Source organism: Thalassotalea sediminis (genome assembly GCF_030295915.1).
GTDB classification, from domain to species: Bacteria; Pseudomonadota; Gammaproteobacteria; order Enterobacterales; family Alteromonadaceae; genus Thalassotalea_C; species Thalassotalea_C sediminis.
On the sequence record NZ_AP027361.1, the window covers coordinates 2,914,568 to 2,929,996 of the forward strand.

The following is a 15,429-nucleotide window of genomic DNA, read 5'->3' on the forward strand; positions in this document are numbered from 1 at the left end:
AAGCCTCAAAAACGTTATAAGAATTCATCACCGCCACCAGCGCCGCCAAGCATAATTTCACCTGCATCTGATAAGCGTCTAGCAACCGATAAAATTTCTTTTTGTGCTGCTTCAACTTCACTTATGCGCACAGGTCCCATAGCTTCGAGATCATCTACCATCATTTCAGCAGCACGTTTTGACATGTTAGACATGATCTTCTCTTTCAGTGTATCGTCAGCACCTTTAATCGCTTTCATTAATGCATCTTGCTGTACTTCACGTAAAATTGCTTGGATACCACGATCATCCACATCGGCAAGGTTTTCAAAGACAAACATAAGATCTTGAATTTGTTGACTCATCTCTTCGTCATGCTCACGAATTGAATCCATCAACACACCTTCAATATTAGTGTCTAGATAGTTCATGATATCAGCTGCTGCTTTCAAGCCGCCCATTTTCGCTGCTTGAGCCCCGGCTTGACCAGCAAATTGTTTCTCCATAATTTCATTCAATTCTTGCAGAGCTGCTGGCTGTACTTCTTCAAGGTTTGCGATACGCATCATTAAATCTAATCGCGTTTTCTCAGCAAACTGCCCCATTATCTCCGCTGACTGTTCAGGTTCAAGGTAAGATAGAACAATGGTCTGAATTTGAGGATGTTCATTACGAATAATATTCGCCACTTGCTTAGAGTCCATCCACTTGAGGGAATCCAAGCCTTTTGCACCACCACCCATCACAATTTGGTCAATTAAATTGCCAGCTTTATCTTCACCTAATGCAGCCGTTAATGCTTTACGTACAAACTCCTCACTTTGGAACCCAATCGTACTAAAGTTTTGAATTTCATTGATAAATAACTTATGAACTGCAGTAATTTTTTCTTGAGTAAAATCTTCCATTGCAGCCATGACCATGCCCACTTGTTGCACTTGCTTTGGCTCTAAGTGTTTTAGTATTTGTGCTGCATCTTCTTCAGACAAGCTCAATAATAAAATTGCTGCTTTTTCTGCGCCGTCAAGTTTATCGACATCAAACCCTTGCGGTACAGCTGCTAGTTCTTGTGCTTCATCACTCATCTTCAATCAACCAACTTTTCACAACTTGAGAGGACAACTCTGGTTCATTAGCTACCAGAGCACGTACGGCTTTTAGAATATCTTCGTCGCGGTGTAGATCTGGTAATTGTAGACTACCATCCGGTGCAAAACCAACTGCACCTGCATCAAAATCCGCTGCTAACATATCCATTGTTTCATCGCCTAAGTCTACATGACTATCAAGTGACTTATCACCATAATCTTCCGGTGTTTGGTCTGGGTAAATCAAACGTTTCAACATAGGTCTTACAACAGATAATATCAGAATAATGATAACAACCGCACCTAACGATAGTTTAAGAATTTTTAAAAACCATGCCTCTTGATAAAAAGGTACCGCTACTTCTTCTTCTACTTCCATGCGTGAAAACGGTAAAGTCACTACTTCTAAGGCATCGCCACGTTGCAAATCAAAGCCTATACTGCCTTGAAGTAGTCGACGGATATTCGCAAGTTCTTCAACGCTTCTAGGTGTTTGTACTGTTTCTCCATTAGCGTTAGTTGAGTTGTTATAGTCAAGTGCGACTGAAACACTAATACGACGAATAACACCTGTTTGTTGCTTGGTGTAACTAATAGACTCATCTAATTCAAAGTTCTTGGTTGATTCTGAATGTTTCCTACTTGGTGTAGAACGCTGACTATTAGTACCTGTCGCATTTTCAGGAATATTGGCATCCAATGGTGGCTGGTTAGTCAATGCGCCAGGAATACCACCAAGCGTGCCACCGATGGAAGTTTCTTCAACTTTCATTTCACTGCGAAGTGCAGGTAAATCTGGGTTATAACGACGCTGTGTTTCTTCAGAATTTGTAAAGTCCATGGTCACATCGACTTGAGCGGTATAATTACCTAAGCCAACAACAGGGATCATTATCGTGTCAATTTTATCCATGTACTCTTGCTCACGTTTTTGCTCAATTTCAAACTCTTTACGTGAACGAGATGAAATTGAATCTTGCGAACCAGAATTAAGTAGTCGACCATTTTGATCAGTAACTGTAACGCGGTTAGGTGTTAAGTTTTGAACAGCTGATGCAACAATATCAACAATTGAATCAACCTCTTCTTCAGATAATAAGCGACCTTTTCTTAACGTTACTACCACGGTAGCTGAAGGTGATTTTTCTCGTTTAGCAAAGACATTGTCTCTCGGAATTGCGAGTAATACTTTTGCACGACTAACGGTTTGTAGCTCTTGAATGGTACGTGCAAGTTGTTGTTCACGAGAATGTTTTAATCGTTCACTTTCAAGGCGTTGACTAACACCAAAGCCCATGTCTTGCATTATAATTTCTTCACGTGCATTTGGTTCTTCAGTAAGTCCTTCACGTGCAAGCAGCAATTTAATTTCTTGATATCGATCGGCAGGTACAGAGATAGTATTGTTTTCTTGGATATAATCTTCAACACCATTGGCATCTAGAAAATCCATCGTTTTGATCAACTGGTCTGTTGGCAACTTAGTTAAATAACGGTATTCAGGTTGATTCGCCCACATAATAACGAAAACAGCAATTGCCAAACAAATTGCCAATGCCATGATCAGTGTCACTTGACGAAGCACGTCTACGTTGCCCATAGCCGCAGCCAAGCCTGATTTTTGCTCCTCGATATTATCGTTTGCATTATCAGAGGCTACAAGATCACTACCACCATCTGTTGTTGCCATTGCTGTACTTGTTGTATCTGCCACTTTAGATTCTCCGCTCAACTACTATTACGCGCACATTGCTCTTTACTGTGTTATTTAAACAGGCATACTCATAATTTCTTTATATGCTTCGACAAATTTGTTTCTCACTTGCACTGTCGCTTCAAATGCAACGCTTGCTTTTGACGCAGAGATCATTGTATCTGCCAACGTGACGCTACGATCACCAAGTTCAAAACGTGTGCGTTTATCACCTGCTTCTTGCTGAATATCGTTGACTGTATTCACGGCTTGTTTAAGCATAGAACCAAAGTCGCTTTGTGAAGTATTTACCGGCGCAACCTCAGAACTAATAATATTATCGTTCTTGATTGTTGAAGCGCGGTTACCCATCGCTTCAAGCTGCATATTCTGCATTTGTGCGTATAAGGAGTTACTTTTGATATCCATGGCATTCTCGCTAGTGTCAAACTTTTGATAAATGAGTTATTACTAGGATTAATGCAACCTTGATGCCACAATAATAATAAAAGTTTAATGGTTTTTTATTTTTTAAAATCAGTTAGATAGAGGTAAACACCGAGCTCTGTGTGGAACAAAACAGAGTTCGGTGTTTATTGAAAGGGATTTTTTAAGCGGGAATTTGAATACCACTATCACGCATTTTTGCGATTTTATAACGAAGGGTTCTTGGGCTAATACCTAATTTTTCAGCGACCGCTTTACGGCTGCCATGACATGCTTGCAATGTGTCTAAAATAATTTGATGTTCTTGCATTTTAAGTTCATTACCAAGTTTATCTTCAGTGGCCATACCCGATGAGACTTCATTAATGACCGGCGTTTCAAAATTTTCAATTAATAAATCAGCAGCATCTATTACGCCATCACTATGCAAAATGAGTGCGCGCTGTACTACATTATCAAGCTCTCTTACATTACCAGGCCATTGATAAGCTTTAAGCTTGCTACACGCTGCCGCGGTAAATTCAGGTAATGGCTGCTGTTCTTTTTCACAGACTCGTGAAACTAAGTGATTTGCTAACGGGACAATATCATCACTTCGCTCAGCTAGCGGTAACCAATTTAGCGGAAAGACATTTAAACGATAATAAAGGTCTTCTCTAAAAATCCCTTCATTTACGGCTTCTTTTAAGTCTCTATTACTCGTAGCGATCACACGAACATCTAACTTGATCGTTTTACGCCCTGCTAAGCGTTCAACTTCTCTCTCTTGTAGAACACGTAAGATTTTAGCTTGTAAGCCTAAGTCCATTTCGGTGATCTCATCTAATAGAATGGTACCACCTTGCGCTTGTTCAAATTTACCCGGACAAGCTTGAATTGCACCGGTAAAAGCACCTTTTTCATAACCAAACAAAGTAGCTTCTAGCATATTTTCAGGGATCGCGGCACAATTAATAGCGACAAATGGTTTATTCGCTCTCGCTGAATGTCCATGAACATACTGTGCGAGTACCTCTTTACCTGAGCCACTAGGGCCTAACACCATAACAGATGCATCTGTAGAGGCGACTTTCTTTGCTAGCGTTAACAACTCTTTACTTTTCACGTCGGCAACGACAGGCTCAAAGCTTTCACTTTTCATGATTGGTAAATATTGGTTGACCATATTTAATAGCACTTCTGGCGCAAACGGCTTCGCCATGTAATTACAAGCACCATCTTTAATCGCTTGTACTGCATCATCAATAGTGCCATACGCGGTCATAATCAAAACAGGCATTTTGGCAAAGGATGTCTTAATGTTTTTAAGTAAACTTAATCCCGACATGCCTGGCATTTGTACGTCACTGACAACAAGATCAATGTGATGATTTTTTAACTGTAGTAATGCTGATTCTCCGGAGTCTGCTTCTATGCATTGGTAGCCTGCTAACTTTAAGGTATCAACTAATGCTTCGCGTAAACCTGCATCATCTTCTACAACTAATATTTTACTTTGACTCATCGCTACTCTCCTGATGTGAAGCTAACGACTCGTTACCAGTTTCATTTGGCAACAAGGGTAAAGAAATAACGAAATGCGCACCTTCTGCTGGCTTACTGATAAGGTGTACTTCGCCTTGATGTGCATTTGCAACAGACTTAACAACGGCGAGCCCTAAACCAGTACCTTGGCTACGCGATGTATAAAACGGTTCAAATATTTTTGAGGCTATATCAGCATCAATGCCACAACCGTTATCTTTAACGCTGATATAGGCTTTACCGCCTTGGCTGTAACACGCTATATTAATTTTTGCTTGCGTCTCTATAACTTCTAAACTGTTATGTACTAAATTTTGAATAGCACCCGTCAGTGCCGTTTCATTGCCAAGAATATGACAGTCATCTGGGCAATATTGAATATCTACCGAAGCTTTTGCTTCTTCAATCAGCGCTTCAATACCATGTATTGATGATTTGACAATCGCGTTTACCGACAACGCCTCAACGACTTGTTGTTGACCGCTTTTGGCAAATAACAACATATCGTTAACGGTTTGCTCTAGATCCGATAAGCGAGACATAAGCTTATCTTGAAAGCTATTTCGCTCGTCAGTTTGTAAGTGTTTACTTTTTAAATTAGCACCATAAAGTATTGCTGCTGAAAGCGGGGTACGGATTTGGTGCGCAAGTTTAGACACCATTTGCCCTAGCGAAGATAAGCGTTGTAATTGACTCAACTTATCTTGCAACAGGCGTGTCTCTGTTAGATCGGTGATCATGATCAACTGACCAGGTTGGTCAACTAACGCGGTAATTTCTAACTTAACGCGTCGCCCGTCTTTTAAGGAAACTTCATGCCAATCGTCTGCGCGAGGCTTAAACGACCTTCTAATCACATCAAACCAAGGATGCCCTAATATTGGCTCTTCTAATAATTGACTGGCAATTTTATTCATTTTAACAACAATACCATCGCCATCTAGCATGATCATACCGGTTGGCATAACGTCAATTAGCTTTTCGAGTTGATTAGATTGTTGTCGTAAAAGCGCTAGCTCACCTACATAGGATTCAGTAGCAAGCTTTTCTTGATTAGCAATGAATGGCTGCTCAGCAAAAGGAAAGACCTTCTGCTGATACATAGTAGAACTTGTTTGATTTGCAACGACTACAACCATAATACACTTCTCGAATAACTGTAATATTCAAGAAAAAGCATTTATTATGCCAACTGTAACAAGGTTGTTTAACCGTATGATTTATTAACAAATTATAGGCAGTCAATAATTTGTCAATCGGGTGGTGATCTTATTTTAAAGGATTGTCAATTACACAAAATACTATGTAAATTAGCGACGTTAATCATCGCTTTTTTGTAAACTGTATTTACGCATCTTTTCAACTAAGGTCGTTCTGCGCATGCCTAATAACTCAGCTGAACGAGCGACAACCCAATCATTTTTATCGAGTGATTGCGTAATCAATGCAACTTCGAGATCCGCTAAATATTCTTTTAAATTTAAGCCTTCTTCAGGTAACACATTCACTTGCTTAGTATCATCAGTTTCAAAGCCTTCACTAAAGTCATCATCTATGTCTTCATCGTCTTCAAAGCCAGCAAACAACTCGTTAATGGCTTCACGCTCTTGCAATTCTTCTGGATACTCTGGATTATACTCTTCTGCATCAATGTGACGATAGCGAAACGGTAATTCTGTCACATCCACTACTTGCTCGTTGTACATAATGATCATGCGTTCTATTAGGTTTGATAATTCTCTTACATTGCCTGCCCAGGCATGTTCTTGTAAGGAGGCAATGGCACGTTCCGTAAAACGCACTGATTGGCCTTGTTCATGTTCGAAACGTGACATCAATTCTTTTAATAATAAGGGTATGTCTTCTTTGCGATCGCGTAATGCAGGTGTTTCAATCGGAAATACATTTAATCGGTAATACAGATCTTCACGAAAATCATTAGTTTTGATCATCTCTTCAAGGTTCTGATGCGTGGCCGCTATCACGCGTACATTCGCTTTTATGCTTTTCGCACCACCAACACGTTCAAAGGTTCTTTCCTGAAGCACACGTAACAATTTAACCTGCATTGGATGTGGCATATCGCCTATTTCATCAAGAAAGAGTGTGCCACCTTCGGCAAGTTCAAACCGTCCTTTTCTTGTTGATATCGCGCCAGTGAACGCCCCCTTTTCATGACCAAATAATTCACTTTCAAGTAAATCAGGCGGAATAGCACCACAATTTACTGGAACAAACGGAGCCTTACTACGATCGGACAAATTATGAATATTACGCGCAACAACCTCTTTACCTGTGCCCGATTCACCGAGTATTAATACGTTGGCTTGTGTACTCGCTACTTGCTCAATCAAAAAGCGAACATGTTGCATTGGTTCGCTTACACCGACAAGCGAACGGAATAAAGCTGAGTTTCCAGCACTCTTTATTTTATGATTAGGTAATTTGTTATGATATTGATGACAGTGATGAATCATCTCTGTCAGTTGTGCATAGTTCAATGGCGTATTTACGTTGCCAATTACATTCATAAAATTAGCGAGTTTTTGGTTATCAAGCACATCATGCAAAAGAAATGGGCAAGTAGGATGCTTTTTGACAAGTTCAACGATGGTATCGCTAATCTCACCACAAAGGATCACCGTTAAGGTATTTTGTTGACGTGGTAAAACATCAATTATTTCATCTTGTGCATAACACTCGTAATGTTCGCCAACGAATGCCAATATCGTAGCAAGTTGCTCAGCGCGCGCTACGTCATTATCAACCACAAGAATATGTTTTTGACCTTGCATAATCCTTTGATAACCTTTGTTTTTAAAACGATTCAGCTATGATTGTAGCGAGGATTCATGATTATTCAACAAAATTTTGACACATTAGCGTCATAACTTTGACTTTGCCGCGCTTTATTTTGTGGTAGTTACTGGTGTTGACGTGCAAATTTAACAAATAACGCGTAACATTTTGCTTATATTGAGTAATGGCGTGTTATTTGCTTTGGTTACAAATAGATAAGTTCATTGTAATTAACGCATCATATATTGATTAGCAGAGGCGATAAAATGGAAATAAACGACAGTTTTTTAACTTCTCAATTTGGCGAAGAGTATTTATACCTAATCAATAGACACGCTTTTGAAAAACAACCATCTCACGTTGTCTTTGAGACCCTATATGATGAAAAACTACATACTGAAGAACGCTTCTACATAATTCTTGGCACTGATTCTGGGTTATTACTCGATCATGTTAAACAACTGGAAAAACCTATTGATACTCGTTATTTATTTATTGAATTACCCGCAGTAATCGAACGGCTAAAGCTTAAAAATAAACTAGACGACTTACCCGACTACATCACGATTACCACCATTGATAAATGGAAAGAAAGCGCTACTGCGTTTGGTATGGACTTATATTTATATAAAGATTACTGTCAGTTCATTAAGTCAGTTGCCGCCATCGATTCATATGTTCCGGCATACAATGCGGCTATTTTACAATTCGAGCAAGAGTTTCAAAGTTACCGCTTCATAACACGAGCAACACTTGGCGTATCTCCTTTTATGAGTCCACAATTGATTAATATCTGTGAGAATCAAACACCCGCGTTAGTATTTAAAAATAAATTCAAGGGAGATACATGTATCATTCTCGCTGGGGGCCCCTCATTAGATGAAGATATTGAATGGGTAAAAAAACACAAAGATCATTTGGTGATCATTGCTGTATCGCGAATTGCAAGAAGACTTAATCAAATAGGACTTATACCCCATATTGTTGTTTCTGTTGATCCGTATGAAATCAGTTACGATGTAAGTAAAGAATTGTTATTGTTCCCTTCCAATGTGCTTTTTTTACACTCTAATAGCGTTACACCATTTTTATTAGCTCAGTGGCATGGTAAAAGCGCATACCTAAATAGAAGATACCCTTGGGATGAAAAGGGTGATGATAAAAATTTAAAATCTGCAGGTCCTACGGTTACAAATACAGCACTAAAAGCAGCTGTAGACATGGGGTTTAGTAACATTTTATTATCGGGTGTCGATCTTTGCTTTTCAGAAAAAGGCGTTACTCATGCCTCTGGAAGTAATGAAGCAAACATAGGCCCGACACTTGGCCGCCCCGGTACTTGGGTAAAAACTTATGCGGGAAATACCGTTGAAACACTCATTGTATTTGGTACGGCAGGTGAGCGTTTATCTGAAATAGCAGAAGAAGCGAAAAAAACAGACCAAGCTGTTTACAACTTATCGCCAAATGCCGCTTGCTTACCTCACATTGAACACGTACCTTCTTCTGCACTATCTTTTACACATGACCAAGAAAACTATGCAGATAAACTGCTTAGCTGTATTCCCACAATGACAACAAGTGAAATACAACATGATTACAATGTAGTAAATGCAAATGTTAAAAAGGTTCTTACAGACGTTAAAGACATTAAAAGGCTTGCAGAAAAGGCCTTAAACGCGAATGAACAACTCTTTAAAGAAAAAGGCAACGAGAGTGAAAATTTCAAGTTTAAACTTGAAATGGATAAGATTGAAAAGAAACTGGATACAAAGTATAAGCGTACTTCAAAATTTATAAAAAACTTTGGCATTGATAAATTCATTAGTTCTGCGCAAGCGGAATCATCTGATGAATGGTCTGATGATAAAGTAGAAAAAACAGGACAACTTTACTACCAAGCCTATATTGTTACCTGTGAAAATCTGATCATTTTACTCGAAAACGTATTAGCAAGAATTAATAGTAGAATAGAAGAACAAAAACCCACTCCACGTCTATCAATGATGTTTGAACAGTGGGAGAAAGATAGAGTATTAGGTAGAGCACAACACTGGTTAGAAAAAACTCAAATTGATCTAACCACGTTAACCGATGAAGAAAAGTCTACCTTTGAACGTTTTGCAAAACTGCATGCTGCAGATATCCACAACGTAGAAACAAAGCATTTATCTCGTGCGAAAGAAGAAGCTTCTTTAGATGGCGTAAGGCGTAAAATAATCACTTTATTCCATCAAAAAAATAGCGATGCACTCACTACATTAATCAATAGCCTTAAAAGCTCTATTGATCGCGAAGAACAAGCAGAAATTCTCTATGACTTAGGACTTGCATATTACTCTATTTTAACGGAAAACTATCATGACGCCTTATATCATTTTGAGCGTTTACCCGCGGAATCAATAGAAGAAGATGAACTACAACAAATTGCTAGCGTAGCTTACAAAATGAAGAACTACGAACTGGCACAAGCGTGTTTACAGGAATTAGCAGCACTCTCGATTACCTATTTACCCCAGTTTGCTAAATTGTTGAAACTCTTAGGTAAAGAAGAAGTTGCAATAAACTGCTTTAACGACTGTATTGAACAAGATCCTAGCAATACTTTTTTATGGAACAGTCTTGGCGAGTTTTATTTTGAAAACAATGCAATAGACGCTGCAAAACTGGCGTTTGAAACAGCCTTAGCCAGTGCACCAGATGATAAAAAAGCGAAAAGCTTTCTTAGTAAAATTACAACGACATAAAGCAGTTTTCTGAATATTAAAGGATTCACCGTTAACTGACGATATAAAGACAACAATTGCTTGTTATAATTTAACAACGGTATAAAACATTTAACCAATACGTTTAGGAGTACTTATGAGTGATTTACTAAAAGGTAACTTTACGACTAAAAAGCAGGTATCTGCACCAAGTGAGACTGCAAATGAAGACTCATTAGAAACAAAATTTAAAAAAGCGGCATTGAACTCTATTGGTGGAAGCATGGTTTATGTTGAACGCACCGACTTAACATGGGACGGTGAAGAATAAAAAATCGCGTAGCAAATAAAAAGAGAACCGAATATGGCGCAGTACGACCTTAATGAAAAATTTGTTGATGTAGTGTCCAAAATTACTGATATCGGTAAAGATTGGCATAGTGATGATCTCGTCGCGAACGCGTTGAATAATCTTCCGTTTATGGAAAAAAGTTTTAAAGACTTACCGCCTTTGCCTGAAGAAAAAAAAGATTCTGCGATTATTATCAGTGCCGGCCCAAGTCTGCATAAATACGATGTATTAGCTAAATTAAAAAACAGCCATTACAAAGGTTCAATTGTAGCCATTGACGGTTCATTAGTGAAATGCTTAAAAAATGGCATTATTCCTGACTACGTCTTAACGTTAGATCCTCATCCAACTCGTATTGTTCGTTGGTTTGGGGATGATAATTTTGAAGAAAACACGCGCAATGATGACTATTTTTCGCGCCAAGATTTGGATGTTGAGTTTCGCAATAACTCAATCTTAGAGAATCAAGCAAACATTGAACTTATCAATAAATATGCGCCACAGATTAAACTTATTATTTGTTCTTCTGCCCCTAAAAACGTAGTAAAACGAGCAATTGAGGCTGGTTTTGATATGTATTGGTGGAATCCTATAGTTGATAGCCCTCAAGATCCTAACAGTTTAACACGCCGCATCTACGCTATAAATAAAAAATCGTGTATGAATACTGGCGGCACTGTTGGTACTGCCGCTTGGGTGTTTGCTAATGCCATTTTAAAGATCCCCAAAATAGCATTAACAGGAATGGATCTCGGCTATCATAGCGACACTCCCATTGAAATGACGCAAACCTATTACGAATTACACGAGTTCGCGCAAACACGAGAAGAATTAGAGCAACTATTTCCTAAGTTTTCGTTTCCATTGTCTGACGAAGAGTTTTATACCGACCCAACGTATTTTTGGTATCGACACAACTTTCTGGATTTACTCTCTCGTGCTACTGGTAAAACCTATAACTGTTCAGAAGCTGGTACATTGTTTGCAGAAAATTTACCGTGCATTACTTTTAGTCAATTCCTCAACAGTGAGCAATAAATTATGGCGAAGATACTTTTTATAAACCCTGTTGTACGCGAAGAAGACGTGCCACGTCATATTCCTTATGGCATCGCATTACTTGCCGCTATCGCCATGAAAAAAGGGCATTTAGTTCAAGTATATGACGCTAATGCACACCGCTTACCCATTGAAACTATTATTGAAGTTTGCCAAGCCGACGATTGGGATGCGGTATGTATTGGTGGCTTAACGACTACGTATAATTACATAAAAAAAGCCTGCAAGCTTATTAAAGAAAGTGCTCCTAACGCACAACTTATTGCTGGTGGCGGTTTTTTAACATCAATGCCACATGAAATCTTTGAATGGATACCTGAAATAGATGTCGGTTGTATCGGTGAATCATTTGAAACATTTCCTGAAGTGCTCGCAAAAATTGATAACAAAGATTTCAATTATGCCGATGTGTTAGGTGTTATTCATCGTGATCTTACCGGTAAAAGCTTTTTAACCAATGTAAGACCCAACATTAAAGATTTAGACACCCTCCCCTGGCCGGCATGGGAGTTATTTCCCCTAGATATTTATTTTGCTAACTCAGCAAACTTGTTTAGTGAAGAATCTTTTACTTCGAAAAGGCGCATGGATATTAATGGCAGCTTTGGTTGCGGGTTGACCTGTAAGTACTGTTGGCACTTAGGTACTACTGGCGATATGCTAGTAGAAGAAAATGAACATGGCGATAATGATGTTGTATTTACCTACGGTCGAAATATCCGTTATCACAGTGCCGATTATATCGTCAGCATGGTTAAGCATTTACATGACAAATATGACATTGACTTTGCAGCATTTATTGATGAAAACTTGATGACTATGGATGTAGCAAGCAAAGGTACTTGGCTAAAAGATTTATGTAACAAATGGATAGAAGCCGGTTTGCAGCCAACTTGTCGCCAAAAAGGCATTCCGCATGATGAAAACTGTAAAGGTGTGCATTGGAATGGCACTTCTCACGCAGGATTACACCGCCCTGAAACATTAAAATTAATGTTTGAAGCAGGCTGTACTCATTTAGTTTACGGGCTAGAATCTTTTGATCCAACGGTATTACGTAACTTAGGCAAAGGCTCCAATGCCCGTAAAAATAAACAAAGTATCGCTACCTGCTTAGCCTCTGGCATTAAACCTATTCCAAACATCATCATTGGCTTTCCGGAAGAGAGCTTTGAAAGTGTTAGAAATACCATTGAAGCGCTTGTTGAACTCGGCATTACCGCCAAACCACATTTTGCAACCGCATATCCTGGTTCCGAATGGTACTACGCATATAAAGATTCCATTATGGAGCAATATGATAATGATCTTGAAGCTTATATCATGGACTTGGGCGACGCGAGTAAGATAACCGCAACGATAAGCCATGAATTTTCCCCTATGCAATTATTAGGGCTGCAACAGATCGTGTACTTAAAAGATCTACGTTTATTAGATTTATCTGAAAAACACTGGGCACCGGTGCAGCATGAGTTATCGCCAATGATTCAGCCTAAACTCTCCTTCAATTTAAAGACCGTAAAAGAAGCTGGTCCGCTAGCGAGTTAAAGCAAGTCAACAATAACCAAAGAACTTAACCATGAGTAGTATAGGTAAACATTAATGGCGAGTAATAAAAACAAACGTATATTGGTCACTGGAGCCGATGGTTTTATCGGCTCTCACCTGGTAGAAATGCTGTTAGCACAAGGGCATCATGTCAAGGCGTTGACACAGTACAATTCTTTTAATTACTGGGGCTGGTTAGAAGATATACCTGCTCAGGAAAACCTCGATATTGTTTCAGGTGATATTCGTGATCCACATTTTTGTCGGCATATTACACAAAACATTGATATTGTTTATCATTTAGCTGCGTTAATTGCCATTCCTTATTCTTATGTTGCGCCGGAAAGCTACGTAAGCACTAATGTAATAGGTACATTAAATATTTGCCAAGCATCCCTTGATAACAATGTAAGCCGTGTTATTCACACATCAACAAGTGAAGTGTATGGTACCGCACAATACGTTCCGATAGACGAGACTCACCCCTTGCAAGCGCAATCCCCATATAGCGCGTCTAAGATTGGCGCAGATGCAATGGCAATGAGTTATTTTAACGCATTTAACCTGCCATTAACTATTGCACGACCTTTTAATACTTATGGTCCTAGGCAATCAGCTCGCGCTGTTATTCCTACCATTATTACACAAATCGCTAATGGCGAGTCAGAACTTAAACTTGGCGATGTATCACCAACAAGAGATTTTAACTACGTAACAGATACTTGCAGAGGCTTTATCGCATTAGCAAACAGCGAAAACACCATAGGAAAAACCATTAACATTGGTTCAAATTTTGAAATCAGTGTTGGTGATACATTAAATATGATTAAAGACATTATGAACAGTGATGTTAAGTTTATCGTTGACGAGAAAAGACTACGCCCAGATAAATCAGAAGTTTTTAGGTTATGGTGTGATAATTCCACTATCAACTCATTAACAAGTTTTACACCCGAAGTCGATATCATAACAGGGTTAACTAAAACTATTGCATGGTTTACTGAACCGCAAAACTTGGCGAAATACAAACACTCAATTTACAACGTGTAGGAACATTTTAAGGGATGAAAAAAATAGCAGTATTTACCGGCACTAGAGCAGAGTATGGTTTACTGTACCTTACGCTAAAAGGCTTACAGCAAGCCGAAAACGTAGAACTACAATTATTTGTTGGCGGTACTCACCTTGCACATGATTTTGGCTATACCATCAAACACATTATCAACGATGGCTTTACTGTCACCGATAAAATGGACTTTTTATTAGCATCAGATACACCTGTTGCCATCAACAAATCAATGGCATTAGCTCAAATGGCCGCGGCGGAATGCTTTGACCGCCATAAGCCAGATTTGTTGGTATTATTAGGGGATCGTTTCGAAGCGTTAGCTGTTGCATGTGCCGCCACTATCTCAGGCATTCCAATCGCTCATATTCACGGTGGAGAGTTAACTGAAGCTGCGATGGATGACGCATTTAGGCATGCTATCACTAAAATGGCACACCTACATTTTACGTCTACCGAAGTGTATCGACAGCGTGTTATCCAGTTAGGTGAACAACCTGACAACGTAATCAATGTAGGCGCGCCTGGCGTCGATAATATTAAAAAGCTGCCGTTATTATCAAAACAAGCGCTTAGCGAAAAATTATCACTCGACTTAGCAAAGCCATACTTTTTAGTTGGATATCACCCAGAAACATTAACAAGCCAAGATGCTAAGGCAGGCTTAACTTGTTTACTGGATGCGTTAGACGAATTTGCAGATCACAATGTTATTATCACTTATCCCAATGCCGACACCTTTGGTCGCGCTATTATTACCGAATTAGAAATTTATGCTCAAAACAATGAAGGTCGTGTGCATTTGTTTGAATCTATTGGACAATTGAATTTTCTTTCCGCGATGAAACACGCAGTGGCATTGGTAGGAAACTCCTCAAGCGGTATTATTGAAACGCCTTCATTTAACATTCCTACCGTAAATATTGGCGATAGACAAAAAGGTCGGCTTGCGAGTAAAAGCGTTATACATTGCAAAACAAGTAAACTTGACATTACTGCTGCTCTGCAAAAAGCGGTTTCCAACGAATTTAATGCATCAATCGCTAGTGAACCAAATCCATACGGTAATGGCGAAGCATCTGAAAAAATTGTTAAAACGTTAATCGAGCGTGACATATTAAAACGTGTTAAACCATTCTACGACATTGCGTATGACTTAAAAGGCTAAC

General features: G+C 39.0%; 12 protein-coding genes. 6 read left to right on the forward strand and 6 right to left on the reverse strand.

Annotation, left to right across the window (positions count from 1 at the left end; genetic code table 11):
- Positions 1-14: 14 nt before the first annotated feature.
- The 6 genes from fliG to QUE09_RS13425 form a co-directional block, all read right to left on the reverse strand.
- The gene (gene fliG, locus QUE09_RS13400; protein ID WP_286233279.1) at positions 15-1,064 is read right to left on the reverse strand and encodes a flagellar motor switch protein FliG; all 1,050 of its coding nucleotides are present in this window, start codon (positions 1,062-1,064) and stop codon (positions 15-17) included.
- A complete protein-coding gene (fliF, locus tag QUE09_RS13405) occupies positions 1,057-2,757 on the reverse strand; it encodes a flagellar basal-body MS-ring/collar protein FliF (protein WP_286235934.1) in 1,701 nt (566 codons plus the stop codon). The genes fliG and fliF overlap by 8 nt, the downstream gene beginning before the upstream one ends.
- 78 nt (positions 2,758-2,835) lie before the next feature.
- Entirely contained in the window at positions 2,836-3,189 is a 354-nt protein-coding gene (gene fliE / locus QUE09_RS13410) for a flagellar hook-basal body complex protein FliE (RefSeq protein ID WP_286233280.1), read from the reverse strand.
- A gap of 181 nt (positions 3,190-3,370) precedes the next feature.
- Entirely contained in the window at positions 3,371-4,711 is a 1,341-nt protein-coding gene (locus tag QUE09_RS13415; RefSeq protein WP_286233281.1) for a sigma-54-dependent transcriptional regulator, read from the reverse strand.
- Positions 4,698-5,834 carry a sensor histidine kinase gene (locus QUE09_RS13420; RefSeq protein WP_434017560.1) on the reverse strand — a complete coding sequence of 379 codons (1,137 nt, stop codon included), beginning with the start codon at positions 5,832-5,834 and terminating at the stop codon, positions 4,698-4,700. The genes QUE09_RS13415 and QUE09_RS13420 overlap by 14 nt, the downstream gene beginning before the upstream one ends.
- Before the next feature lie 216 nt (positions 5,835-6,050).
- Positions 6,051-7,526, reverse strand: coding sequence for a sigma-54 dependent transcriptional regulator (locus QUE09_RS13425; RefSeq protein ID WP_286233283.1), 1,476 nt, complete (start codon positions 7,524-7,526; stop codon positions 6,051-6,053).
- Positions 7,527-7,796: 270 nt separating this feature from the next.
- Between QUE09_RS13425 and QUE09_RS13430 the strand changes: the two genes are divergently transcribed.
- The 6 genes from QUE09_RS13430 to neuC all read left to right on the forward strand — a co-directional run bounded on the left by QUE09_RS13430 (position 7,797) and on the right by neuC (position 15,428).
- Positions 7,797-10,277, forward strand: coding sequence for a 6-hydroxymethylpterin diphosphokinase MptE-like protein (locus QUE09_RS13430; RefSeq protein ID WP_286233284.1), 2,481 nt, complete (start codon positions 7,797-7,799; stop codon positions 10,275-10,277).
- 115 nt (positions 10,278-10,392) lie between these two features.
- Positions 10,393-10,566, forward strand: coding sequence for a hypothetical protein (locus QUE09_RS13435; RefSeq protein WP_286233285.1), 174 nt, complete (start codon positions 10,393-10,395; stop codon positions 10,564-10,566).
- Positions 10,567-10,599: 33 nt separating this feature from the next.
- Complete coding sequence (locus QUE09_RS13440; RefSeq protein WP_286233286.1) at positions 10,600-11,625, forward strand: 6-hydroxymethylpterin diphosphokinase MptE-like protein; 1,026 nt, start codon at positions 10,600-10,602, stop codon at positions 11,623-11,625.
- 3 nt (positions 11,626-11,628) lie between these two features.
- Positions 11,629-13,194, forward strand: a complete 1,566-nt coding sequence (locus tag QUE09_RS13445) for a B12-binding domain-containing radical SAM protein (RefSeq protein ID WP_286233287.1) — start codon at positions 11,629-11,631, stop codon at positions 13,192-13,194.
- A 54-nt stretch (positions 13,195-13,248) separates the two neighbouring features.
- Positions 13,249-14,244 (forward strand): NAD-dependent 4,6-dehydratase LegB, encoded by a 996-nt coding sequence (locus QUE09_RS13450; protein ID WP_286233288.1) that lies wholly within the window; start codon positions 13,249-13,251, stop codon positions 14,242-14,244.
- A gap of 14 nt (positions 14,245-14,258) precedes the next feature.
- Positions 14,259-15,428, forward strand: a complete 1,170-nt coding sequence (gene neuC / locus QUE09_RS13455) for a UDP-N-acetylglucosamine 2-epimerase (protein WP_286233289.1) — start codon at positions 14,259-14,261, stop codon at positions 15,426-15,428.
- Position 15,429 lies beyond the last annotated feature (1 nt).